Raw genomic sequence first — 25,379 nt, 5'->3', positions numbered from 1 at the left:
CCGGTATCTGTCAGTAATATGAAATAATATCCTTGGACAGTAACCGGTCAGTCCAGTTGCTTTTCCTATTTTTCAGCAGATTTTCACTGCTGCTTCATGTTACCTATTATCAGTAACTGTTTCGTTCACTATTTTGCTATAAAATAACCAGCTCTAGAGCCTGTATGAACAGCTCCGATCAGCCATTGTTCTCAGCAAAGATATCCTGAAGCTCTTCCAGGTTCTCGTTAATCGCTTCTTCCATGGTCTCCTCACCAGCCCATACGCTGGAGAATACAGAATCAAGTGTGGCGTTGAACTCTTCAGTTCCGTTTACATAATACCAGGAGGTAGATTGTGCGTTGTTCATAGCATAATCCACAACTGCGCTCTTGTACATGTCTTTATCCGGATAGTTCGGGTTGTTGATCCATTTATCTGTTTTCTCAGGATCTGTGTACCAGGAATCCAGGATCGGCATCCATGTTCCAGCCTCGATCAGGGACCAGGAATTCTCTTCCTGATAATACCATTTCAGCCATTCCATAGCTTCTTCCGGGTGCTCTGTTGTGGAGAATACCACGTTTGGTCCACCAGTACAGATAGTAACTTTTTCTTTCATGTAAGGCAGAACACCTACACCGTAATCAAAATCAGCGCTTGGTCCAAGGAAGGTGCCGACGTTCCATGCACCGTCTGTTGCCATAACCACCTTTTTGCTTCCAAGGGAGGATTCCAGAGCATTAGCAGCACTTGTTACAGGAGGTGCGCAGTGGTAAACGTCTGACAGATCTGCGATTCTCTGAAGTGCTTCTACCGTTTCCGGAGAGTCAATGGTGCATTCAGAGCCATCTTCGCTGTAATATCCGCCGCCATTGGATTTTGCCCATACTTCCAGCTGCCATGGCAGTGTGTTAATGGTACATCCGTAAATATCTACATTGTCCGGATCAAAATCAGGATCCAAAGCATTCTTTCCATTGATATCCAGAGTCAGCTTCTGTGCTGTCTGGACAAAAGTATCCCAATCCCATGCATCCTCAGCATCTGCCGGAGGAGTCACCTCTGAAGGATCGATTCCCTGCTTCTCACAAACCTCTTTCAGAAGATCGTTGTTGTACCAAAGGTTCAGAACTTCGTTTGCTGCAGAATATGCAACTGGTGTGCCGTCGTAACGGAATGTCAGACAATCCAGAGGTTTGGCATCGCCTTCACCATACATAGAGCTGATGTCTGCAAGAAGTCCGTTCTCTGCAAATTTCAGCACGCCGGCCTCACTCATAATACCGGTATCCGGAAGCTCACCAGCTGTAGCCATGGCATTCAGCTTGGTAACGTAGGTATCGTGATCGATCTTCACTACTTCTACTTCGATCTTGTCCTGTTCGCTGTTGAACTTATCAGCAACTGCCTGTGTAGCTGCTGTCTCAGTTTCATTTCCCCACTGTGCATATGTGATCTTTACTCTGTCACCATCTGCTGCAAAAACCGGAACTGCTGCTCCAACCATCATTGTACCTGCAAGTAAAATCCCCAATAACTGTTTTTTCTTCATACTACTTCTCCTTTTCTTAATCTTATTATAACGGCTTTGCCTGGCCGCTGTAAACATTTACTGTTTTAAAGTTAATCTGTAATACTGTCATATCCGCAGCTTGTGCCATACAAGCATTTCCCCCTGTCCCCGGTTGTTCCACATACAATACGGAACGGCCCGCAGAGAAACTTCTTCTTTTTCCAGCTCTACACTTCCGTACAACTGATTTTCGCCGTCTGCACCTTTGTTTCTTACACGTATTCCTTTATAGGAAAGAGTTGGAACATTTCCTACCAGTTCTTCTGCGGGAGCGTTTTCTTCTATCGAAGTGTTCTCTTCTACAAAAATCTCTGAAAGGAATCTGCCGTTTTCTTTTTCCTCCAGGCAATACACCAGCGGACCTTTCATCAGGGCTGTTTTTCCTGCATCTGCCCTCACCTGGTCATTGGCTCCCATCCATCTGGGAACCACATGGAAATCAATACTGATCCGTGTGTCTCCCGGTGAAATGCAAAGCCTCTGATAGCCTTTGTCAGGCTGCGTTTTTATGGAAATTCCATTCTGCACACATTCCCATTTCTCACTGTACCAGGGAATGCGGATGTTCAGGATTCCTGGTCCGGACGACTGCACCTGGAGCTGAACCTTTCCATCCTGCAAAAGCGTGGAATCCATTTTTATCTTCATACGGCTCTCTTTGATTTCTGTATCTGCTGTAGAGGAGATAAACTGGTTAATATAAACCCCTTCCTCATCTTCTGCGTATATGTACTGTCCCAAAGAAGCAAGGGTTCTTCCCACATTTGGCGGGCAACAGGCAACTCCAAACCATTTCTGCCTTACCGGTTTCACATGCTCCATGTAAGTGTGCTCTGTGCAAAATTCCGGAACCACCTCAAGTGGGTTTACATAAAAGTACCGGTCTCCTGCAATATTGATTCCTGCAATCACAGTGTTATACAACGCTTTCTCTACATAGTCATAATAAGAAGCATCTCCTGTGATGGCTGCCATTCTCTGCCCGAACATCATCACACCGATAGATGCGCAGGTTTCAGAATAGTTGGTACTGTTTGGAAGATCGTAATCTGTAGTAAACCGCTCGCGGAAGCCGCTGCTTCCGATTCCTCCTGTAATGTACATCCGCCGTGTCGTCATGTTCTCCCAAATTCTGCTGCAAGCTTCCATAAGCCCTGAATCGGCATCTTCTCCGGCCAGATCAGCCATTGCGGAGCACATATACATTTCCCTTACTGCATGTCCAACTGCCTCATCCTGCTCTACAGGAGGCTTGTGAGCCTGGGAATATTCCAGATCGTACCTCTCGAACTCCGGAAAAAATTCCGGATGTCCTCTTCCCGCAATTTCTGCCTGCAAATAATTAGGATTCCTGCCCCTCTCCTGGATAAAATACCTGGCCTGCTGAAGATAAATCTTCTTTCCGGTCTCCCGGTAAAGCTTCACCAGGGCCAGTTCAATTTCCTGATGTCCCGGATAACCTCGTTTCTGGCCTTTTCCTGTACCAAACACCCTGCATATGAGATCTGCATTTTTCTTTGCAATATTAAGGATTTTCTCCTTACCTGTAGCCTGGTAATAAGCAACAGCAGCTTCGATCATATGTCCGGCTGTGTACAATTCGTGGCCCTCCACCAGATTGGTCCACTTCTTCGCAGGGGCATTTACGGAAAAATAAGTATTCAGATATCCATCTGGTTCCTGTGCTTTCCCTATCAGATCAATAACCTGATCTGCCAGCTCTTCCAGATGCTCCCCACGGCCACCTGCTATGGTGTAGGCAACCGCTTCCAGCCATTTGTAAAGATCTGTGTCCTGGAAAACAACTCCTTTTCTCTCTCCCTTTTCTTCACCTGCGGCAATACGGAAATTATGGATACAATAGGTAGGCTCTGAATCTTCCAGCTGGTCATTGAGAATTTTCCACTGATGGGGAATGATCTTCTCGCTTACTTTATTCACATATTCCCCAAACAGACTGTCTGTGATCCGGATTCTCTTCAGATCCAACTGTTTCAAGTGTTTTTTCATATTTGCACCTGCCTTTGCCGATTTTAATTAATCGTTTAATCTTCTTTGTAAAAAATAAAAAACCGGATTAATTCCATGTTTTTCTTTTAGTTTACTGGTTTCTCGTTAATCGTTTTACTTATCTTTAAACTGATAGTAGCACGTCAAATGGATTTTGTAAATACTATTTATTTTTTTCAGCTTTTTTTATAGATTATATACTTAATTTTTATGGATTATCACTATATTTTTCGTCTAATTAAACGTTTTTCTATATTATTTTCTCTCTATAATACATTTTATGACATACAACCTTTCAAATAACGTACAAGTTTATTTTGTTACTGTTCGCTCCGTTCGCAGTAACGCGCTTTGCGAAGCACAGAAAGACGAACCTTCTTGTGACAAGCACAAGAAGTAGCGTTTGCTGCGCAAACTTAATTCTCGGGTTTTCTGTGAACTTTGTTCACAAAAAACGCCTCGCGGAACGTTACCAGTGAACAGTGACTTTATTTTTCAAACATTCTCTGGTTCTGTCAGACAATTTCTGCTATAATGTAAGTAATTATGATACCAGTGTCAACAGGTCAAAAAGCTGTTCGTGCTTGCACAATAAGGCTTTTGAACTTGGATGAGAAAGCAGCGATTTACGCAGTAAATCAGCGGATTTCGAATATTTGAAGGATTGCGGGAGCAGCGCAGCTGCGTAGCAATCCGGGTATCAAATGAGTGCCAAAAGACCTTTTGACACTCATTTCATTAATTATAGTTTCTTTCAATGATGTGAATGTCAAAATATCTTTTGCCCTGGCATCTTTCAATAATGTTATTGAAAAATTAGCCAGCAACTTATTTTCAGGAGGTACGAATGAAATTAAATTCAAAATGTATGGCCTGTCAGATACGCAAACAGGAAGCAAAAATTCGTCATTTTAACGACGAAGACAGAAAAAAACAATATATGGAAGCAATCCGCCAGCGTTTTGAACATCCAAAGGATGACGACTGCGTTCCAAGCATCTCCACAGAACTGAAGAAATTCTACTGTTCCTTCTGGGGCGTTCCTATGGAAGATTTCACCCGGATCAACAAAGAATATGACCAGCTTATGCTGGATTTGGAAGCTGAGCTTCGTTCCACTATCCGTTATTCAGAAGATCCCTTAAAAGCCGCACTTATTTATGCCCGCACCGGCAACTATATCGACTTTGCGGCGCTTCCGGAAGTCAGCAAGGAAACTGCACTTTCTCTTATTAAAAGTGAAAACAAGGATGATCTTGACGAACAGGAATATCGTCAATTCTGCCAGGATATGAAAAAGGCAGAGAATGTTGTATATATTACCGATAACTGCGGTGAGATCGTTCTGGACAAAATTGCCATCCAGATTCTGAAAAAGATATTTCCAAATATACGGATCACAGCATTAGTACGCGGACTGCCCGCTGGAAATGACGCAACCATGGAGGACGCTGAATTTTGCGGTCTTACTGATGTTGTGCCTGTACTTGGAAACGGAAACGACGTAGGCGGTACCTGGCTTCACGGGATCAGTACCCACGCCAGAGAACTTCTATATAATGCTGACGTGATCATTGCCAAAGGTCAGGGAAATTACGAGACTATGCATGGCTGCGGACTGAACATCTACTACCTGTTTTTATGCAAATGTGACTGGTTTCAACAGCTTTTTCATGCAAAATTACTACAAGGAATGTTCATAAATGAGAAGCGAGCGCCAAAGGCTACTGCTTTTTCGTCAGATTGACAAGAAACTGTTTAAAAGTTTGTACGATTCTGCCCTAGCCCTTTTGGATGGTTTTCGCTATACTAACATCAGATGAAAAAAGCATCGAAACAATTTTGATTATAATAATTAATTTAGAAATTTGGAGGAAAAATCATGGCAAGCTTATCATTACAGCACATTAACAAAACTTACCCGAATGGTTTCCAGGCAGTTAAAGATTTCAACCTTGAAATCGAAGACAAAGAGTTCATCATCTTCGTTGGACCATCTGGATGTGGAAAATCTACAACACTTCGTATGATCGCAGGTCTTGAGGAGATCAGCGGTGGTACATTAAAAATCGGTGACAAGGTTATGAACGATGTAGAGCCGAAAGACCGTGATATCGCAATGGTTTTCCAGAACTACGCTCTGTATCCTCATATGACAGTATATGATAACATGGCATTTGGTCTGAAACTTCGTAAAGTTCCGAAAGATCAGATTGACAAAGCTGTTAGAGAAGCAGCCAGAATCCTTGACCTTGAGAAACTTCTTGATCGTAAACCTAAGGCTCTTTCCGGTGGACAGAGACAGCGTGTTGCTATGGGACGTGCTATCGTTCGTAATCCTAAGGTATTCCTTATGGATGAGCCTCTTTCCAACCTGGATGCTAAACTTCGTGTTCAGATGCGTATCGAGATTTCCAAGATCCATCAGAGACTGGGCGCAACAATCATCTATGTAACACATGACCAGACAGAGGCTATGACCCTTGGTACCAGAATCGTTGTTATGAAAGATGGTGTTGTTCAGCAGGTTGATACACCACAGCACCTTTATGAGCAGCCAGGCAACCTGTTCGTTGCAGGATTCATGGGATCCCCGCAGATGAACTTCCTTGACGCTCAGATTGCTGAAAAAGGCGGCGACCTTATTGCTAAAGTTGGTGAGTATGACATTGTTATCCCAGCAGCAAAAGCGAAAGTTCTGAAAGACGGCGGTTATGTTGGCAAGACAGTTGTTCTTGGTATCCGTCCAGAGGATATTCATGATTCTCAGATGTTCATCGAAGCTTCTCCAAGCGTTCCAATGACATCTACAGTTAAAGTTTATGAGCTTCTTGGTGCTGAAGTATTCCTGTACTTCGATGTAAACGGAACTCAGGTTACAGCACGAGTTGATCCTCGTACAAACTCCAAGACAGGCGATACAATCAAATTCGCATTCGATATGGAGAAATCTCACTTCTTTGATAAAGAGACAGAGCTTACTATCTGCAACTAATATTTAGAAGAATGAATTTAGTTAGGCCTCAGGGGTTTTCCCCTGGGGCTTTTTTGTGGTATACTATGAGCACTTAATGAGCGTAAGCCCACAGGTGCAGTGCGAATTTAGTGCGAATGCACACCCGGACACTTAGCAAGTCCAAGCCACAGACGCCGGACGCGCTTCGTGTGTACGCACACCTTGAGCAAACTTTATTACTTTTCTACTAAAGGAGCACACCTATGAAATTACTTCAGATTCTCCAGAAATGTCTGGAAGACTGGAAGAATATCAGTCATCTGGATTTCTGCCTTGTAAATTTAGATAACACCATTTATATCAGCACCTGCGATAGAGCCCTTCCTTCCGAAGAGAAACTGGAAGAATTTAAGGAAGATGAGGTGCTGTGTATTTCCAATATGAACTGCCGGCTGTATAAAGTGACAGAGAGTCACCAGCTTCAATATGTCCTGATCGTATGGGGAAATGCGGAGGCCGCTTCCACTATCGGGGAACTGGCAGTCTGCCAGATTGAGAGCCTGCTTACCGCTTACATGGAAAAGAGCGACAAAAACGTATTTATGCAGAATCTTCTCCTTGGCTCCTACTCTGAGGTAGACGCTTTTAACCGTGCGAAAAAGCTTCATATCACAACCACTGTACGGCGTGCTGTTTTCCTGGTGGAGACCAAACAGAGCAAGGACGAAAATGCCCTGGCTACCATCCGTAATATTTTTGCAGCTAAGACAAGAGATTTTATTACTGCTATAGACGATTCCGGAATTATTATTCTCCGTGAACTCCAGCCTTCTGAGGATTATTCCGATCTGGATGATATTGCCCATATGCTGGTGGACATGCTGAATACAGAGGCCATGACTTCCGCCTGGGTTTCCTACAGCAATATTGCAGATGACCTGAAGCAGCTCCCGGATGCTTACAAGGAAGCACGTACTGCCTTAGAAGTGGGCAAGATTTTCTATACTGGCAAGAATGTGTTTGGATATAACCGTCTTGGAATCGGTCGCCTGATCTATCAGCTGCCGGTGGAGATCTGCGAGATGTTTATCGATGAGTTTTTCAAAGAAGAAACTCTGGATTCTATTGATGACGAAACACTCGCTACCATCCGCACCTTCTTCGAAAACAACCTGAATCTTTCCGAAACCTCCAGACAGCTTTACGTACACCGAAATACACTGGTGTACCGCTTCGAAAAGCTGCAGAAAAAATTCGGGCTGGATATCCGAACCTTTGAGGATGCGTTAACGTTTAAGTTAGCGATGATGGTGGTGAATTATATTAAGTATAAGAAAGCAGAATAAAATTCCCCCTCTTAAACAATCATTTTTAACTTAACAATTTCTCTTTTAGTGGCTTTTTCAATTTGCCGACTCTGTTCTTCTGTCAGCTGCTGATTCCTATTCAAAGTAACTGTCTTGATCAAAGTAAATGCTACTTTCTTGAAAGACTGTCCATAGAGCAGAAAGGAGATTCTGGGAAACCTGAAATTGCTCTATGGTCAGATCTATTTTCTTTATTATACATGTTAAAGTGGATTTTAAATCACACGTTTATTGTAAAGTGTAAAAATAAATTCCTGATTATGTGGCATTTTTTACTTATATTCTTCTTCATCCTTCGCCCACTCAAACGTACACTTCACAGCCTTCTTCCACCCTTTCAGCTTCTTCTTACGCTCCTCTTCTGTCATCTGTGGGGTGAACTGACGGCCGATCTGCCAGTTGCTTTTTACTTCGGAGGCGTCTTTCCAGAAACCGGTGGCGAGCCCTGCAAGATAAGAGGCGCCAAGGGCGGTGGTTTCGATGCAGCTAGGGCGGACTACCTGAGTGTCGAGAAGGTCAGCCTGGAACTGCATGAGGAAGTTATTGGCGCTGGCGCCACCGTCTACGCGGAGGGCGCTGAGATCAATGCCAGAATCCTTCTCCATGGCTTCCAGAACGTCGTGTACCTGATAGGCCAGGGACTCTACCGTGGCACGCACCAGATGAGATTTTCCTGCGCCTCTGGTAAGACCAAGGATAGCGCCTCTTGCATACTGATCCCAGTATGGTGCACCGAGACCTGTGAACGCAGGAACCACGTATACGCCGTTTGTGTCCGGCACTGACAGACAATATTTCTCAGAATCCGGGGAACTCTCCAGAATTCCCACTTCGTCTCTCAGCCACTGAATAGCAGCACCTGCCACGAAAACACTTCCCTCCAGGGCATATCCCGGTGTTCCGTCTGCTTTCACTGCAATGGTGGTAAGAAGTCCGTTCTTTGACTCTACTGCCTTATCTCCTGTATGCATAAGCATAAAGCAGCCGGTACCATATGTATTCTTTACATCACCTGACTCAAAGCAACACTGTCCGAAAAGAGCTGCCTGCTGGTCTCCTGCCGCCCCGGCAATTGGGATTCTGCCCCCAATCAGGTTCTCATTGGTATAACCATAAATACAACTGCTTGGCTTCACTTCCGGCAGCATGCACTCTGGGATATCCAGGTATTCCAGAATCTCTTTATCCCATTTTCTCTCATGGATGTCAAAAAGCATGGTTCTGGAAGCGTTGGTGTAATCCGTCACATGAACTTTCCCTTTTGTCAATTTCCAGATCAGCCAGGTATCTACTGTTCCAAAGAGAAGTTCCCCATTCTTCGCACGCTCTCTGGCACCTTCTACATGATCCAGGATCCATTTCAGTTTCGTTCCGGAAAAATAGGCGTCCGGAATCAGACCGGTTTTCTTTCGAACCAACTCTGACATGCCGTCTTTTTCCATCTTCTCAATCATATCAGCTGTTCTGCGGCACTGCCATACAATTGCCGGATAAACCGGCTCTCCTGTCTTCTTATCCCACACAATCGTAGTCTCTCGCTGATTCGTGATTCCGATAGCGTGAATATCCTCTGCATCTACACTGATCTTACTCATGGCTTCTGTAGCCACTGAAATCTGGGAGGACCAGATTTCCTTCGGATCATGTTCCACCCAGCCTGGCTTCGGGTAATACTGTTTGTACTCTTTCTGTGCTACGCTGCACATATTTCCCTTTTTATCAAATAAAATACATCTGGAACTGGTAGTTCCCTGGTCCAATGCCATTATATATTTTCCCATAGTACACCTCGTTTACTTTGCTTGAATTATTTATATTATAGCCTATTTTCACATACAAGAAAATACCTTAACTTGTTATTTAATGTGTTGAAAAGTTCTTCAGTAGGGACGCATTTGGACAATGTGTATTACTCACTCGCCGGCGCAACGCTCCAGCGAACTAATCGCTAACTGCGACTAATGCGTTCGGGAGAGCCCTCACGCATAAGTCTTCGTAAGCGCTGGATTTCGCTTACGCTAAGAGCGCGCCTGAAATGGCTCGCTGGAGTAATACACATTGCCCAAATGCTGTGTACTGGCTGGGACTTGCTGGTTAGTAAGAACTTTTAACGAAGGGGGAGGGGGAGTGATTGGTTTCCCTATACTTTCTTGACAACGATAGATTAGAAAAAACAATATAGTTGCGGGATACCAACTACTTCCCCCCACCCCCGTTGTTGTCGTTACTGTTTCTTTCTTCCCTTTCCAGTAACCAGCGATTTTGCAATGTATATTCGCAAGCCGCGCATTTCAGGAGCGGTTTTAGTGGAGGCGAGATCCATGACTTACGGAGACTTAGGCGCGAAGGCTCTCCTGAGCGTCTTAGTCGTAGTTAGTCATTAGCTTGCCGGAACGTTGCGACGCGCGGCGGTGAATATACATTGTGAAATCGCGTCCGGGATAACGACCAACACATTAAATAGCAAAAACGCCAACCTGCAAATTTTCCCCTGCAGGCTGACGCCGAAATTTCTTATATGTAATTTATGCCAGTAAAGTCTTACCAATAAAGTAAACCAAAACCAGCGCACCAAGTACGATTCTGTACCATCCAAATGCCTTGAAATCATGTTTCTTGATATAGCCCATCAGGAACTTGATTGCCAGGATAGAAACTACAAACGCTACCACCATACCGATCACCAGGATCAGCACCTCTGTACCGGTAAATCCAAAACCGAATTTCACAATCTTCAGAAGGCTGGCTCCGAACATAACCGGGATTCCAAGGAAGAAGGTGAACTCAGCTGCAACGGTACGGGAAGTACCAACCAGGATTCCTCCAATGATGGTAGAACCAGATCTGGATGTTCCTGGAATAACGGAAAGCACCTGAAAACAGCCGATGAGAAACGCCGTCTTGAAAGATAAATCTTCCAGACTTGTGCACTGCGGCTCTCTGCCTTTATTATAGTTTTCCACAATAATAAACAGAACACCGTAGACGATCAGTGCAATGGCAACAACCACATAGTTATTAAAATGTTCTTCAATGAAATCATCAAACGGAAGTGCGATCACAATGGTCGGCAGACATGCTACCACAATCTTAAACCACAGCATCCATTTCTCTTTATCGCAGAAGCGCTCCACAAAATTCAGGATCACCTGTGCCCATTTGGGCTTCTTCGCAATAGCCATCTGGGTTCTTCTTGGAAGCTTCTTTATGTAAAAAGGCCACAGCTTATTCCAATACAAAACAACAACTGCAAGGATGGCTCCAAGCTGGATCACAACCAGAAATACGTCCATAAAATCCTGTGAAACATTCAGATGAATAAATTCATCAACCAGGATCATATGCCCGGTGCTGCTGATAGGGAGCCACTCAGTAATTCCCTCAACAATACCCAGGAAAATTACCTTTAAAAGTTCGATAATATCCATTTCTACCCCTTTCTAACTTCAACAAAATGAGGACGGAGACCTGAACTTCTCCGTCCTCTTTAGTATATTACACAACTTTGCTTTCGTAAACTTGTATTTTGCATTTTTCGCAAAATTTAGCCTTTGTTTGTTACTGTTCACTGGTAACGTTCCGCGAGGCGTTTTTTGTGAACAAAGTTCACAGAAAACCCGAGAATTGCGGCGCGAAATCATGCGAATGCATGATTTCTGTGCATCGCGAAGCGCGTTACTGTGAACGGAGTGAACAGTAACCTTTGTTTAATATCTTAGAGCGTGTTTATTACCTTCTTGCAATAGTCGCAATATCAATCAGGCTCAGCTTGTTAGCATCTGTGTTTTCCAGACTTGTTACCAGAGCCTCTGCAGTATCGAGGCTGGTAAGAACGTTTACTCCCGTCTCAATAGCATTACGTCTGATCACGAAACCATCCTTCTGATGCTCAACACCCTGAGATGGGATATCAATAACCACATCAATCTTATGACCAAGAATCAAGTCCATAAGGTTCGGTGCAGGCTGCTCCAGCTTGTTGGTACGGATCACCTTAACACCATGCTCTTTCAGAGTATTGGCTGTTCCTCTTGTGGCATAGATACGGTATCCAAGTGCCTCAAATCTCTTAGCGATCGGTACAGCGTCCTCCTGCTCTTCCGGTCTTACAGTCATAATCATGTTCTTATACTTCGGCAGACGGATTCCAGCTCCAAGGAATGCTTTGTAAAGAGCCTCATTGAAGGTCTCTGCAATACCAAGGCACTCACCGGTAGATTTCATCTCCGGTCCAAGGCTGATATCAGCGCCGCGGATCTTCTCGAAGGAGAATACCGGCATCTTGATGGCAATGTGTTTTGCCTCTGGCTGAAGACCAGGCTCATAGCCCATATCTTTCAGTTTGTATCCAAGGATTACCTTGGTTGCCAGCGGTACGATCGGGATTCCGGTAACTTTGCTGATGTAAGGTACGGTACGGCTGGAACGTGGATTAACCTCGATTACATATACATCATCCCCAAGAACGATGAACTGGATATTGATCATACCCACTACATGAAGTGCTCTTGCAAGACGTCTGGTGTACTCTGCAATAGTCTCTTTGGCTTTCTCGCTGATGGTTCTTGCCGGATATACGGAAATACTGTCACCAGAGTGGATTCCGGCACGCTCAATGTGCTCCATAATACCAGGAATCAGAATGTCCTCGCCATCGCAAACGGCATCAACCTCGATTTCTTTTCCCATCAGGTATTTATCAACAAGGATCGGATGCTCCTGTGCGATCTGGTTGATCACACCAATGTACTCTTCCACATCCTCATCGCTTACAGCAATTCTCATACCCTGTCCACCAAGTACGTAGGAAGGACGAACCAGAACCGGATAGCCCAGCTCATTTGCTGCTTTCTTCGCCTCTTCCGCGGTAAATACAGTGTGTCCCTTCGGTCTCGGAATCTGACATTTCTCCAGGATTTCGTCGAACAGCTCACGGTCCTCTGCAGCATCTACATTCTCAGCAGATGTTCCAAGGATCTTCACGCCCATCTTGGTAAGGGCTTCTGTCAGCTTGATGGCGGTCTGTCCACCGAACTGTACAACAGCTCCGTCCGGTTTCTCAATATTTACAATATTCTCAACATCTTCCGGTGTAAGAGGCTCGAAATACAGCTTGTCTGCAATATCGAAGTCTGTACTAACTGTCTCTGGGTTGTTGTTGATAATGATAGTTTCATATCCTTCTTTTGCAAAAGCCCAGGTACAGTGTACAGAGCAGAAGTCAAACTCAATACCCTGTCCAATACGGATCGGGCCGGAGCCAAGTACCAGGATCTTTTTCTTATCCGGTGTGGCAATTGCTTCATTCTCTGTTCCTTCATCGCCATATACAGAATAGTAATACGGAGTGGCAGCAGCAAACTCTGCTGCACAGGTATCTACCATTTTATAAGCAGCCTTGATACCATAATCTGCACGAAGATCTTTGATTTCTTCTTCTGTTTTGCCTGTAAGACGGGCAATGATGTAGTCCGGGAACTCCATGCGTTTTGCTTCCAGAAGAAGCTCTTTGGTAAGTTTTCTGTTCTTCAGGGCATTTTCCATTCCAACCAGGATTGCCAGCTTATCAATGAACCAGATATCAATCTGAGTAATGTCATGAAGCATGGACTGCGGCATACCACGGCGGATTGCCTCTGCAATCTTCCAGATTCTGCGGTCATCTACGATTGCCAGCTCTGCAAGTAGCTCCTCGTCTGTAAGCTGGGTAAAATCATAGGACATAAGGCTGTCCACATGCTGCTCCAGGGAACGGATTGCTTTCATAAGAGCACCCTCAAAGTTATGGCAGATACTCATAACCTCACCAGTAGCTTTCATCTGAGTGGTAAGGGTTCTCTTAGCTGTGATAAATTTATCAAATGGAAGTCTCGGGATCTTAACGACACAGTAGTCAAGCATCGGCTCGAAACTTGCGTATGTTTTTCCAGTGATAGCATTCGGGATCTCATCCAGTGTATATCCAAGTGCGATCTTCGCTGCAACCTTCGCGATCGGGTAACCAGTTGCCTTACTTGCAAGTGCAGAGGAACGGCTTACACGAGGGTTAACCTCAATAACACAGTATTCGAAGCTGTCTGGTTTCAGTGCGTACTGAACGTTACATCCGCCTGTGATTCCAAGCTCTGTGATAATGTTCAGGGCAGAGGTACGAAGCATCTGGTACTCTTTGTCTCCAAGAGTCTGGGACGGAGCAACTACGATGGAGTCTCCTGTGTGGACACCAACCGGGTCAATGTTCTCCATGTTGCAGACAGTGATGCAGTTTCCTGTACTGTCACGCATTACCTCATACTCGATTTCTTTCCAGCCTGCGATACAGCGCTCTACCAGAACCTCTCCAACACGGGAAAGACGAAGACCATTCTCCAGGATCTCACGAAGCTCGTATTCATTGTGGGCAATTCCGCCGCCGCTTCCGCCAAGGGTGTAAGCAGGACGAAGAACAACCGGATAGCCAATGGTATTGGTAAATGCAAGACCATCCTCCACCGTGGTAACAACCTTGGAAGCTGCAACCGGCTCGCCGATTTTCTCCATGGTATCCTTAAATTCCTGACGATCTTCAGCTTTCTTAATGGTCTGGGCTGTAGTACCGATCAGTCTTACATTATGTTCTTTCAGGAAGCCTTTCTCATCCAGCTCCATGGCAAGGTTCAGACCTGCCTGACCGCCCAGGGTAGGAAGAACGCTGTCTGGCTTCTCTTTCAGGATCAGCTGCTCTACCACTTCTACGGTAAGAGGCTCAATGTAAACACGGTCTGCAATATCTTTATCTGTCATGATTGTAGCCGGATTGGAGTTCAGAAGAACAACCTCCAGACCTTCTTCTTTCAGGGAACGGCAGGCCTGTGTTCCTGCGTAGTCAAACTCTGCTGCCTGGCCGATGATGATCGGACCTGAACCAATAACAAGTACTTTTTTAATGTCTTTATTTCTTGGCATTATTTATTTCCTCCCATCATATCCATAAATCTGTCAAACAGGTAACTGGAATCCTGCGGTCCCGGGCATGCCTCCGGATGGAACTGTACAGTGAAAATATTCTTTCCAACGTATGCCATTCCTTCGTTTGTTCCGTCATTTACGTTCACAAATGCAGGATGAGCAATATTTTTCTCCTCAAGGTCCTTGGCATCTACTACGTAGCCATGATTCTGGGAAGAGATGTAAACTCTGCCTGTTGTAAGGTCTTTTACCGGATGGTTTCCACCGCGGTGACCATATTTCATCTTATAGGTATCTCCGCCTGTTGCAAGTGCCATCAGCTGATGTCCAAGACAGATTGCAAAAATCGGAACATCGGAATCGTAAAGTTTCTTTACTTCTTTAATAATAGAAGTGCATTCTTTCGGGTCTCCAGGGCCATTGCTGAGCATGATTCCGTCCGGATGATCTCCAAGGATCTCCTCGGCCGGTGTAAGAGCCGGGTAAATAGTTACCTGACATCCGCGCTTATTCAGGGAACGGGCAATATTACGTTTCGCACCAAAATCCATGAGGGCTACCTTCGGACCATTTCCAGGAAGGATTTCTTTCTCACGGCAGGTTACTTTTTCCACTACTTTACCAGTTGTATATGCTTTTAACTTGGGGAGAATTGCGTTTAAGTCATAATTTTCATCCACTGTGATCATACCGTTCATGGTACCTTTCTCACGGAGGATCTTGGTAAGAGCTCTGGTGTCGATTCCTGCGATTCCAGGAATATCATGCTTGGTCAAGAAATGCTGAATGGTGTCAACGCTTCTGAAATTGCTTGGAACACGGGATAATTCACGTACGATAAATGCGTCGATCCACGGTCTGGTGGATTCCTGGTCATCATAACAGATTCCGTAATTTCCTATTAATGGATAGGTCATGCATACCGCCTGTCCTGCGTAAGACGGGTCTGTCATTACTTCCAGATAACCGGTCATGGAAGTATTAAAAACAATCTCGCTGATGACTTCCCTTGCAGAACCAATGCTGGTTCCTGTAAATACATGGCCATCTTCTAATATCAGAAATGCTTTCATACAATCTCCCTTTCTTATATCATTTTCTTTCTTATTTTATCCTAAATCTTCAAGATTGTATCATAGCAAAATGCTTTTTTCAACAAAATATGAGCAAAAAAAAATTCTGTTGTGCTTAAAAAAATTGCACAACAGAAAAAAGCTACTGGATCCGAGTCTGAATTAAAAGAGACATCCTGCGCCTCACAGCCAACCTTATACGCAACTCTGGTATTCGTAACAAAAGAAAAAAATAATGCAGGAGATGGGACTTGAACCCACACGATCTTGCGACCACAGGCACCTGAAGCCTGCGCGTCTGCCAATTCCGCCACTCCTGCATTTCTTATGTTTCAATCGCTCTCTCGCGACTGCTTGATTATAATACAACACATTCAATCAAATGTCAACACTAATTTTCAAAAAAATTTGAAAAATTTAAAAAATATATTTTTGTATCTTTTAGGATTCCGGCATAGATTTGTTCTTAGTCCATTTTGGTCTTTTTAACTATTCCAAGGGAACCGCAATTTATAATGAAATCAACCGTTATCCACCTGTGGCTGGCGGCTGATACTATTTATACTTTTACACCAGAGAAATGAAATATGACGTACAAAAGAATCAGAGAGCTGCGGGAAGATCATGATCTGACACAGAAATACATGGCTCACTATCTCAATGTGATCCAGCGTACCTACTCGCGTTATGAACGAGGGGAAAGAATCATCCCTCCTGATGTCTTATGCAAAATTGCAGACTTCTATAATGTAAGTGTAGATTATCTGCTGGAACGCACAGATACAAAGCAGCCTTATCCTCCCTCACTGCTCTCCAGAAAAACAAAAGACACCTAGCGCACTGTGCCAGGTGTCTTTTGTTTTCTGTCTCAGATTATTTTTTCCTATATGAAAATAAATTTCCTGCTGCCCACAGAATGGTACCTGCAGCAATACATACGTCAGACAGATTAAATACGATCTTACGAATTTCTTTTTTCTTCACATTCAGGCTCACATAATCTGTAACATATCCTTTATTTCGACGGTCTGTGTAGTTGGACATTCCACCACCCAGGATCATGGCAAGACCGACTCTGCTAAGCTTATTTCCGCCGTGGAGAAGCTGGTGCCAGTATTCCCCTGCCACACAGCCCATACCGGCTGCTGCAAGCTCCTGGCAATTCTCCCTGCCGATTTTTACCTTACCAAGAATCTTATCTTTATTGTGACAGTTCCGAAGGAGCAGTCTGCCTCCCAGTACTTCTTCTTTGCTTCCCTGAAGGCGGGTACTGTCAATATGTTCTTTTATCTTATAATCCAACAGAAAAATTCCGCCGGCAATTGTTAGCGAAAGCATAAATGCAGCCTCCTTATTTACCTGGAAAATCCTGACCACTTTTCTCAGTTTCTGTTGAGACCTTTTCTTCCTCTGTACCTGCCTCATTCTCTGCCTGCTTCTCTTCTGTCTCTTCTACAGGTTCTGCAGTCTCAGTGTCCACCACATCACCCTCAGCTTTCTCCGGTTCCGGAGTCGGGCATACAGAGCCACAATATGGACAAAAGGAGACACTTCTGTCTACAGATTTTCCACATGCCGGACAGATTTTCCGTCCCTTCATCTCCGCTGCTGCATTCTTATATCCGTCAATAATATCCAGATGCTGCTCAATCTCTTCGCAGAACCCTTTAAGAGCTTCTTCTACTTCTGCACCTTCTTTGTACTTTTCAAAGATCACATTTCCAATGTCTGCTTTCAGTTTCTGTACCATCTGCTCTTCACTGGAAATCTTGCTTCTGATCTTCTGCGCCTCATAAAGCTGACCGGCTTTTTTTCCAAGATCCTTGGTTGTCCTTGTAATTGTGTCACTTAACTCGTCAAAAAAATCGCGTGCCATAATACCATCTCCTTTACATATAAAAAGTGTTGTAACTATTCAGTACTTTTACGGCTAAAAGCTGTCTCCTGAACAGCTGCAAAGTGATGAAACACCTGTTTCCCTGTCTACTGAGCCATCCCGATCAGGGGAATTTCCTGTCCGCGAAGCAGGATTCTCGGACCGCCTGTACCTTCAATATATTCTCTGGTAATGATCACCTGTCCAATACTGTCATCTTTCGGAATCTCATACATGATATCCAGCATATATTCCTCCAGAATGGCGCGAAGACCTCTGGCTCCAGTATGCTTCTCCAGTGCCTTGGCCGCAATCGCGTGAAGCGCATCCTCCTCATAATCCAGCTTCACCTCATCCAGGGCAAGGAGCTTCTGATACTGTTTCAAAATTGCATTCTTCGGTTCCTTCAGGATCTGCACTAACATATCCTCATTCAGTCCGTCCAGTGTATATATAATCGGCAGACGTCCTATAAATTCCGGAATCATGCCAAATGCACGGATATCATCTACTGTTACCTTCTCCAGAATATGTGGATCATTGTCATATTTGTCCTTCAGGTCTGCGTAAAAGCCGATAGATGCCTGCTTATTCAGTCTCTCCTTGATAATATTCTCCAGATCCGGGAATGCCCCTCCACAGATAAACAGAATATTTCTGGTATTTACCGTTACCATAGGAACCATGGCATTTTTGCTGTTGGCTCCGACCGGCACCTCTACCTCGCTTCCCTCCAGAAGCTTCAAAAGTCCCTGCTGAACCGCTTCACCGCTTACATCACGCTGATTGGTGTTCTTTTTCTTGGCCAGCTTGTCAATCTCATCAATAAAGACAATTCCATGCTCTGCTTTCTCCACATCATTATCTGCTGCAGCAAGAAGCTTGGAGATCACACTCTCAATATCGTCACCAATATAGCCTGCCTCTGTAAGAGAAGTAGCATCTGCAATAGCCAGCGGCACGTCCAGAAGTCTGGCAAGAGTTTTTACCAGGTAGGTCTTTCCGCATCCGGTAGGTCCGATCATCAGCATATTGGACTTCTCTATCTCAATCTCATCCATAGTGTCTGTAGCCACACGCTTATAATGATTATAGACAGCAACAGACATTACTTTCTTGGCTCTCTCCTGACCAATTACATATTCGTCAAGGCTTGCCTTGATCTTATGTGGTGCCGGGATCTTCTTAAGATCAATCTCTGGCCTGGCATCTTCTTTTTTCTTCTTTACTTTCTTCGGACGAGGAATTGCATCCTGAATACTGCCAAGATTAATCATACTCACATTAGGCATATTAAGAAGATCGTTCAGATTCAGTCCGTTATTCATCTGCTGGGTCATGGTGTCAAAGCTTTTCTGCATACAATCATTACAGATATGTATATTGTTAGGAAGCTCGATCATTTTGCCTGCCTGGCTCTCCGGACGATGACAGAGAAAACAGAATTTCTCATAATCGCTGTCATCTTCGTGATCATCGTTCTTCTCTGTTATATCGCCATCGATGATTTCGTCTTTTTCATCGTCAAAATGTTCAGTCATATAATTATTTCCTTTCCTGCTGCTGTTATCAGGCTAACCAGCAGTCTTTCCTATCTTATGTAAAAATCATTTTTGTTTTCTTATTGTACCATACTTTTCTCTGATTTAGAAATTAACTTTTTATAAAATGTGAAAAGGGGAGCCTTATCAGCTCCCCTTGCATATTACTGATTACCATCCGGTCTTGCACTCAATGTAACAGTTACTGTCGATTCCTCATACTCTCCGTTATTTAACCGTGCCACCTCAATTTCGATTTCTTCACCAGCTGAATAATACTGAAGCTTATCGTTGATATCAGCCTTACTTGAAACCTTCTGGCCATCCAGCTTGGTAATAATATCACTTTTCTGGATTCCGGCATTATCTGCTGCCTCTCCCGGATACACATCCATAACAAATGCACCAGATGGCATATTATACATCTGGATTGCTTCTCTGGAAAGATCGGCGAATTTAACTCCCAGATAGCCAATCTGTGACTCATCTGAAACTTTATCCCTTGTCTTACGATTCATAAGTTCTTCCAGAATGGGCTGTGCCTTGGAAATCGGAATGGCATATCCGGTTCCCTCTATACTGCTTGATGCAATTTTGGCACAGTTAATTCCAATCAATTCTCCCTGCATATTTAAAAGGGCACCACCACTGTTGCCAGGATTGATTGCTGCATCTGTTTGGATCAGCTCCTCATAAGTATTGGAATCGGACTGAACAGTGCGATCCAGGGCACTTACCCAGCCAGATGTTACAGTCTGACCATAACCAAGTGCATTACCAATGGCAACCACCTGCTCACCAACAGCAAGATCATCCGAATTGCCAAGCTGGGCAATTTTGATCTGACTCATGGTTTCTTCCGGAATGTCACTTTTTTCAACTGCAATCACTGCAAGGTCTGTATCCTCGTCAGTTCCTTTTATCTTTGCGGAAACTGCACCATCAATATTCAAGTCTCCATTTCCATTTACATAATTCTCAGTTTCCTGTTCTGCACTTACCACATCACTTCCGATAAAGCAGACACTCAGTGTAGTGGCGCCCTCCACTACATGATTGTTGGTAGCAATGAGAAGTTCGTCATCATTCTCTCCGACAATAATACCAGAACCGCTTCCTGTGCTGGGATATTCCATTCCATAGCCGAAAAAGCTGCGAATTTCCTGCATACTTACTGAAGTGATTGCCACGACTGAGGGCATTGCAGCCTGGGCAACCCCTGCAACGGGACCTTTTTCATTTGCTACGATTTCTGCATTGATGCCTTCGCCTGCATCTGTGCTTTCTTCTGCCGTGGTACTGGCAGATGCTGAAGAAGTAAGTGTCTCTGCAGACCCTACTGCAGTCTGAGTTTCTTTCTTAAAATATTTATCCGACACCATATTCACTGCCTGAAATACCAGACCTGCCACCAGACCAAAAATCACAGCCAGCGTAATAGTATTTCCTGCTTTCCTTCCAAAACCGGAAGATGCTGCCTTATCATTATGAAGTCTGTGATGTCTTCCTTTCTTTTTTTCCTCAGGCTTCTTCTCCTGTTCATCAACCTGATAATGCGCATATCTGGGTTCCGAAGATTGGGACTCAAAACCGCTGTCTTTGGATGAATTTCCGGAAGTATCTGAATTGTTGCTGGAAGCGTAATAATTTCCATTGTCTGTGCTTCCTGCACCATCTGAATTTCTGCTGCTGGTATATTTGTAATGATAAGTTACATTTTCATTCAATTCATCTTCGGGGGCCGCTGTCTGATCCGATGCAGCCGATCCGGATTCATCTGTATTCTCTGGCTGTTGGAAGCTGCCATCCGTTTTCTCTGGCTCCTGTCCCCAATTCCATTCATCACTCATTTTCTGCTCCCTTCTATGTTCATAAACAGTGCTGCTGTTCACGTTGGAATTTGCAGCATTCTGTAACATTTTCTTTTATTTATGATACAAGTTTAGCAAGCAATTGTGTTGAAAATGTGATAGATTCATTAAGAAAAGGTGACACGAAAAAAAGTGTCACCTTTCATAGCCACAGTCCCTGTTCACGAAGTGCATAACTGTAAAAACACTGAACAGTTACTCGTTTTTCCAATATTCACGGTTCATAGTACAAAACAGAATCACCTTTTTCGGCAGCTTTTTATATCTTTTCCCAAGAAAATATCCCATATATTTGAAGCCACTTTGCCCTGCCAGCTTTGGAACCAGCCATATATGCCCTGTTTTTATAAGATAAGCCAGGCTCTTTTTTACAAGGCGAAGTCCCTCTCCCTCTGACGGTACTCCCTCAAAAATCTCCGGATGATCTGCCTGGGAAACACCCAGATCAAAATTTCGGTGAAATTGCTGTCTGCATGAATAATTGTGTGAATGGATCACACAGGCATCTGCGGCATAGGCAATTCCATATCCCCGCTTTGCCATAGTTCCTGCATAGATCATATCTTCATTAAAGATAGCTTTTTTTACAAAACCGCCAATTTCCTCATAAATACTTTTCTTATAAGCTGCACACACATTGGAGCAAAAATAAGTTTTTATTCCATATGTGCCAGTATCTTTTTCCCATTTTATAGAAGAAGTTTCCGGATAATTAAATCTTCTGGTGTATTTTTCCAGATAAGCACAGTCCTCCCGCGCCAGCTGTCTTGCGTAGGCCGCTCCAACTTTGGAATTTGCCTGCAGTGGACGGATCAGATTTCCTATCAGATTTCTGTCTGCCGGAACTGCATCCTGAGTCATAAATACCATAATATCTGAATCAGACAGTCTTGCTCCCCGGCATCTGGTTCCACCGTGGTCAAAATCCGCCTTTTTTAAATGTACCACGTTCACTTTTGGAAATTTTTTCTCCCAGGCCGTGTTCCAGAATTTCTCTTCTGTATTCATAACAAGAATTTTTTCCACTGGATAATTCTGTGTGGAAAGAGAATCCAACAACTTCTCAAATTCTTTTCCCGGACGGTATGCAGGAATAATTACGTCAACTGTTTCCATAGTATCTCTCCTCTTTCAGGCTCTGCACGAATAAATATACTTTCGCAATATGGTAACACTGCTGGCAGAGCGCACATCCTTTTCGCGAAAAAGGGACCACTTCCTTTCGGATGGTCCCTTTAAATTTTCAATCATGGAATATTTATCTACTGATCAATATCCGCTTCCATCTTCGAAACCGCCATCGCCGGAGCTGTCTCCACTATAATCTCCGCCGCTGTAGTCTCCTCCATTATCGTAACTGCTGCCAGAATCACTTCCACTGTCATAACTGCCATCGCTATAATCGCCGCTATCGTCTCCACTATAGTCGTTTCCGCTGTCATAGCTATTGTCGTAGCTGTTATCATAGCTGTTGTCGTAGCTGTTGTCGTAATCACTTCCACCATAATCATTGTAATCATAGTTTCCGCTTCCGTCACCCTGCCATACAATATCAGAAGAATTTCCTGCTTCATTACTTGCAATCGGAGACTGATCAACCAAGGTATCTGCACCGCCTACAAGCTCAATGATCCGGGCATTCGCCTCCACGATATTCTGTGACGGCTGGTAATTCTCGTCAGCACCATACAGAAACTTATGAAGTTCCTTTACATTATCCTCCAGCGTGTCTGCAACAACCATGCTGGCCTTCTTCACATCCGCAAATTTGTACTTGGCTGGGAAACCGGTAGTATCCGCAATGTTATACCCCATCAGCGTCGGAATCAGGTTCAGAATCTCAGTCTTCGTGATGGATGTGGAAATCATAGGAAATACCTCGTCCATAATATTGAAAATGGTGGTAATTCCTGCTGCCTTTGCTTTGTCAACCATCATTCCGATCACACGGCGCTGACGCTCAGTACGTCCCATATCCATGCTTGCAGTGTAACGGATACGACAGTAAGAAACTGACTGTACACCATTCAGATGGTATGTTCCAAGGATTTCCTCCTCGTTCTCCGGCTTGGGATCCGGCAGTTCTACTGGCGTGTAGCTTTTGCCGGTCTCCTGGGAAGTTTCTATACAATAGTCATTCATAAACACCATTTCCGCATAGGAAAGAGGAATATCAAGACCGCCAAGTGCATCTATTGCAGCTACCATTGCATTAAAATTAACAGTTACGTAATCCGTAATTTTCAGGTCAAGCATGGTATTCAGCATGGAAATGGCCTGTTCCGGACCGCCATATGCGTAAGCAGCATTTGCCTTGGTATAAGTATCATTTCCAATATCCAGAAGAGTATCACGATATACGGAAGCAAGTTTCACCTCTTTGGTATCATTATTAATACTTGCAATGATAATGGTATCACTGTTCTGTGCATCAAGCGCAGCATTCTTGAAGCGCTGGTCGATTCCGAAAAGTGCATAAGTTGTATAGCCAGACATCTGTGGTGCTGTCACATTCGTAACAATCTTGCTCTCATCCAGCTGAGGTGTCTCAATCTTGTTCAATCTGGAATCAATCTGTCCATATACATACAATCCGCCAATAAACAGCAAAAGACAGATAATTTCCACAATAAACAAAGCAGTCCTCTTTTTTCTACCAGGTCTTGCCATTTTTCTTTCCTTTCTCAATACGCATTCTTATTAATGAATCCTTTAAAGATCGTCATAAACATTATCTTGATATCAAGCCCTACAGTCCAGTTCTCGATATAGTAAAGATCACACTCAATCCTCTTGCGGATGGAAGTGTCACCTCTGTATCCGTTTACCTGTGCCCATCCGGTCAGCCCGGGTCTTACCTGGTGCTTCACCATATATCTCGGAATCTCTTCACGGAACTTTTCCACAAAAAATGGTCTCTCAGGTCTTGGCCCTACCAGACTCATATCTCCCTTAAAAATATTAAAAAGCTGGGGAAGTTCATCAAGGCTGGTTCTTCGCATAAATCTGCCGATTGCTGTAACCCTAGGATCATTTTTTACTGTCCAGGCTTTCTTCTCCTCTGCCTCCGGCTGAATCTCCATAGAACGGAATTTATACATCCAGAAAGTCTGATTATGGAGACCCACACGTTCCTGACGGTAGATCAGCGGTCCAGGAGAAGTGAGCTTTATCAGCGCACATAGTACCAGCATGATCGGCGACGCCACAATAATTCCAATAATGGAGCCACAGATATCCATTATTCTTTTTATCATGGCATTAAAAGTATTACTAAGAGGAACATACCGGATATTGATCACCGGAAGTCCCAGAATATCCTCTGTATATGGTTTCGTAGGAATAATCTTATTATAATCCGGAATAAATTTTGTATGCACTCCTGATTTCTCACAAAGCGCTACAATCTCCTCCAGTCGGTAATATTCACTTAATCCCAGTGTAATCGCAATCTCGTCAAGCCTGTTCTCCGGCAGGATCACGTTTAGATTGGCAATTCTTCCGATCACCTTGACGCCTTTATACATGGTACCTGCAGTAATATTGTCATCCAGAATGCCTCTTACCACATATCCCCACTGAGGGTTCTGCTGAATGCGGTCAATATACTCTTCTGCTGCCCGGCTGTACCCAACCAGCACTACCTGTTTCTGGTTCAGTCCTTTCTTTCGCATTTTGCGCAGGCTGTAGAAAATGAACATTCTTGCTCCCCAGCTTGCCACAATGCAGATTCCATAAAACATATACAGTACAGAACGGGAAATATCGCCTTCTTCAATGGTATACAAAATAAATGTAGTGATCAGAATACCAAGAGAATTGGCTTTTACAATATTAGACAGCACAAGACGTCTTCCCTGCATCCGCATTGGTTCATACAGTGAAAACGCATGATACAGCAGAATATATGCCGGCAGGATAAATACCAGTGCAGACATATACTGCTGGAAGCTTCTGGCCCGGACAGCATTTGCTGCAAAAGGTCCGATAAATCTCAGCGCCCAGGCAAACATATAAGATAACGTAATTACACAGGCATCTATAACGACATGGAGCCGACTGAAGTTCTTCTGATTATCTTTAATCAATCTCTGCCACCTCTGCCCTTCTTCGCATGTTGCTGGTTCTGTCACTCACAGCAACCTTCACAAACCTGTTCCTGCTGCGCGTTTCATCCACATC

17 protein-coding genes and 1 tRNA gene are annotated in these 25,379 nt (G+C 44.0%); 4 read left to right on the top strand and 14 right to left on the bottom strand.

All coding sequences use genetic code 11. The features are described 5' to 3' along the window. Positions 1-178 precede the first annotated feature (178 nt). Positions 179-1,534, bottom strand: a complete 1,356-nt coding sequence (locus ACESTK_RS12065) for a sugar ABC transporter substrate-binding protein (RefSeq protein ID WP_204453968.1) — start codon at positions 1,532-1,534, stop codon at positions 179-181. Positions 1,535-1,621: 87 nt separating this feature from the next. Further along, positions 1,622-3,565, bottom strand: a complete 1,944-nt coding sequence (locus tag ACESTK_RS12060) for a glycoside hydrolase family 127 protein (RefSeq protein WP_118582633.1) — start codon at positions 3,563-3,565, stop codon at positions 1,622-1,624. Positions 3,566-4,412: 847 nt separating this feature from the next. Here ACESTK_RS12060 and ACESTK_RS12055 point away from each other — a divergent pair. The 3 genes from ACESTK_RS12055 (at position 4,413) to ACESTK_RS12045 (ending at position 7,867) form a co-directional block, all read left to right on the top strand. After that, entirely contained in the window at positions 4,413-5,312 is a 900-nt protein-coding gene (locus ACESTK_RS12055) for a DUF89 domain-containing protein (protein ID WP_118582630.1), read from the top strand. A 135-nt stretch (positions 5,313-5,447) separates the two neighbouring features. Beyond that, the gene (locus ACESTK_RS12050) at positions 5,448-6,560 is read left to right on the top strand and encodes an ABC transporter ATP-binding protein (protein ID WP_118582627.1); all 1,113 of its coding nucleotides are present in this window, start codon (positions 5,448-5,450) and stop codon (positions 6,558-6,560) included. A gap of 224 nt (positions 6,561-6,784) precedes the next feature. Continuing rightward, a complete protein-coding gene (locus ACESTK_RS12045) occupies positions 6,785-7,867 on the top strand; it encodes a CdaR family transcriptional regulator (protein WP_173735058.1) in 1,083 nt (360 codons plus the stop codon). A 293-nt stretch (positions 7,868-8,160) separates the two neighbouring features. Here the strand turns inward: ACESTK_RS12045 and glpK are convergent, their stop codons facing one another. The 5 genes from glpK to ACESTK_RS12020 all read right to left on the bottom strand — a co-directional run bounded on the left by glpK (position 8,161) and on the right by ACESTK_RS12020 (position 16,229). Continuing rightward, complete coding sequence (gene glpK, locus ACESTK_RS12040; RefSeq protein ID WP_373119838.1) at positions 8,161-9,669, bottom strand: glycerol kinase GlpK; 1,509 nt, start codon at positions 9,667-9,669, stop codon at positions 8,161-8,163. Between the two features lie 744 nt (positions 9,670-10,413). After that, positions 10,414-11,316 carry an undecaprenyl-diphosphate phosphatase gene (locus ACESTK_RS12035; protein WP_373119836.1) on the bottom strand — a complete coding sequence of 301 codons (903 nt, stop codon included), beginning with the start codon at positions 11,314-11,316 and terminating at the stop codon, positions 10,414-10,416. A 301-nt stretch (positions 11,317-11,617) separates the two neighbouring features. Continuing rightward, entirely contained in the window at positions 11,618-14,833 is a 3,216-nt protein-coding gene (gene carB / locus ACESTK_RS12030; protein ID WP_373119835.1) for a carbamoyl-phosphate synthase large subunit, read from the bottom strand. Next, on the bottom strand, positions 14,833-15,909 hold the full coding sequence (locus ACESTK_RS12025; protein ID WP_118584285.1) for a carbamoyl phosphate synthase small subunit: 1,077 nt from the start codon (positions 15,907-15,909) through the stop codon (positions 14,833-14,835). The genes carB and ACESTK_RS12025 overlap by 1 nt, the downstream gene beginning before the upstream one ends. Before the next feature lie 236 nt (positions 15,910-16,145). Next, positions 16,146-16,229: transfer RNA gene (locus ACESTK_RS12020), tRNA-Leu, on the bottom strand. Positions 16,230-16,496: 267 nt separating this feature from the next. Here ACESTK_RS12020 and ACESTK_RS12015 point away from each other — a divergent pair. Beyond that, positions 16,497-16,745 (top strand): helix-turn-helix domain-containing protein, encoded by a 249-nt coding sequence (locus ACESTK_RS12015; RefSeq protein WP_118579639.1) that lies wholly within the window; start codon positions 16,497-16,499, stop codon positions 16,743-16,745. A 37-nt stretch (positions 16,746-16,782) separates the two neighbouring features. On the opposite strand, the gene ACESTK_RS12010 is transcribed toward ACESTK_RS12015, so the two are convergent. From ACESTK_RS12010 to ACESTK_RS11980, 7 genes are all read right to left on the bottom strand, one after another. Further along, positions 16,783-17,247, bottom strand: coding sequence for a signal peptidase II (locus ACESTK_RS12010; RefSeq protein WP_195590138.1), 465 nt, complete (start codon positions 17,245-17,247; stop codon positions 16,783-16,785). A 13-nt stretch (positions 17,248-17,260) separates the two neighbouring features. Beyond that, a complete protein-coding gene (locus ACESTK_RS12005; protein WP_373119834.1) occupies positions 17,261-17,785 on the bottom strand; it encodes a zinc ribbon domain-containing protein in 525 nt (174 codons plus the stop codon). A 107-nt stretch (positions 17,786-17,892) separates the two neighbouring features. After that, a complete protein-coding gene (clpX, locus tag ACESTK_RS12000) occupies positions 17,893-19,326 on the bottom strand; it encodes an ATP-dependent Clp protease ATP-binding subunit ClpX (RefSeq protein WP_118579648.1) in 1,434 nt (477 codons plus the stop codon). A 164-nt stretch (positions 19,327-19,490) separates the two neighbouring features. Then, the gene (locus tag ACESTK_RS11995; protein WP_373119833.1) at positions 19,491-21,176 is read right to left on the bottom strand and encodes a S1C family serine protease; all 1,686 of its coding nucleotides are present in this window, start codon (positions 21,174-21,176) and stop codon (positions 19,491-19,493) included. A 216-nt stretch (positions 21,177-21,392) separates the two neighbouring features. Continuing rightward, entirely contained in the window at positions 21,393-22,313 is a 921-nt protein-coding gene (locus tag ACESTK_RS11990; RefSeq protein ID WP_373119831.1) for a glycosyltransferase family 2 protein, read from the bottom strand. Between the two features lie 153 nt (positions 22,314-22,466). After that, positions 22,467-23,867 (bottom strand): LCP family protein, encoded by a 1,401-nt coding sequence (locus ACESTK_RS11985; protein ID WP_373119830.1) that lies wholly within the window; start codon positions 23,865-23,867, stop codon positions 22,467-22,469. A gap of 14 nt (positions 23,868-23,881) precedes the next feature. Further along, complete coding sequence (locus ACESTK_RS11980; protein ID WP_173716146.1) at positions 23,882-25,285, bottom strand: undecaprenyl-phosphate glucose phosphotransferase; 1,404 nt, start codon at positions 25,283-25,285, stop codon at positions 23,882-23,884. Positions 25,286-25,379: the final 94 nt, after the last annotated feature.

This window comes from Ruminococcus sp. Marseille-P328, from assembly GCF_964249465.1.
In the GTDB taxonomy this organism is placed as follows: Bacteria; Bacillota; Clostridia; order Lachnospirales; family Lachnospiraceae; genus Blautia_A; species Blautia_A faecis.
Note: the sequence above shows the minus strand (reverse complement) of the source record. Positions and strands in the feature narration are given on the sequence as shown.

What these genes read in the sequence shown, in the direction of transcription:
- ACESTK_RS12065 (WP_204453968.1), bottom strand. Translation starts at nt 1,534, where the DNA reads ATGAAGAAAAAACAGTTATTGGGGATTTTACTTGCAGGTACAATGATG.
- ACESTK_RS12060 (WP_118582633.1), bottom strand. Translation starts at nt 3,565, where the DNA reads ATGAAAAAACACTTGAAACAGTTGGATCTGAAGAGAATCCGGATCACA.
- ACESTK_RS12055 (WP_118582630.1), top strand. Translation starts at nt 4,413, where the DNA reads ATGAAATTAAATTCAAAATGTATGGCCTGTCAGATACGCAAACAGGAA.
- ACESTK_RS12050 (WP_118582627.1), top strand. Translation starts at nt 5,448, where the DNA reads ATGGCAAGCTTATCATTACAGCACATTAACAAAACTTACCCGAATGGT.
- ACESTK_RS12045 (WP_173735058.1), top strand. Translation starts at nt 6,785, where the DNA reads ATGAAATTACTTCAGATTCTCCAGAAATGTCTGGAAGACTGGAAGAAT.
- glpK (WP_373119838.1), bottom strand. Translation starts at nt 9,669, where the DNA reads ATGGGAAAATATATAATGGCATTGGACCAGGGAACTACCAGTTCCAGA.
- ACESTK_RS12035 (WP_373119836.1), bottom strand. Translation starts at nt 11,316, where the DNA reads ATGGATATTATCGAACTTTTAAAGGTAATTTTCCTGGGTATTGTTGAG.
- carB (WP_373119835.1), bottom strand. Translation starts at nt 14,833, where the DNA reads ATGCCAAGAAATAAAGACATTAAAAAAGTACTTGTTATTGGTTCAGGT.
- ACESTK_RS12025 (WP_118584285.1), bottom strand. Translation starts at nt 15,909, where the DNA reads ATGAAAGCATTTCTGATATTAGAAGATGGCCATGTATTTACAGGAACC.
- ACESTK_RS12015 (WP_118579639.1), top strand. Translation starts at nt 16,497, where the DNA reads ATGACGTACAAAAGAATCAGAGAGCTGCGGGAAGATCATGATCTGACA.
- ACESTK_RS12010 (WP_195590138.1), bottom strand. Translation starts at nt 17,247, where the DNA reads ATGCTTTCGCTAACAATTGCCGGCGGAATTTTTCTGTTGGATTATAAG.
- ACESTK_RS12005 (WP_373119834.1), bottom strand. Translation starts at nt 17,785, where the DNA reads ATGGCACGCGATTTTTTTGACGAGTTAAGTGACACAATTACAAGGACA.
- clpX (WP_118579648.1), bottom strand. Translation starts at nt 19,326, where the DNA reads ATGACTGAACATTTTGACGATGAAAAAGACGAAATCATCGATGGCGAT.
- ACESTK_RS11995 (WP_373119833.1), bottom strand. Translation starts at nt 21,176, where the DNA reads ATGAGTGATGAATGGAATTGGGGACAGGAGCCAGAGAAAACGGATGGC.
- ACESTK_RS11990 (WP_373119831.1), bottom strand. Translation starts at nt 22,313, where the DNA reads ATGGAAACAGTTGACGTAATTATTCCTGCATACCGTCCGGGAAAAGAA.
- ACESTK_RS11985 (WP_373119830.1), bottom strand. Translation starts at nt 23,867, where the DNA reads ATGGCAAGACCTGGTAGAAAAAAGAGGACTGCTTTGTTTATTGTGGAA.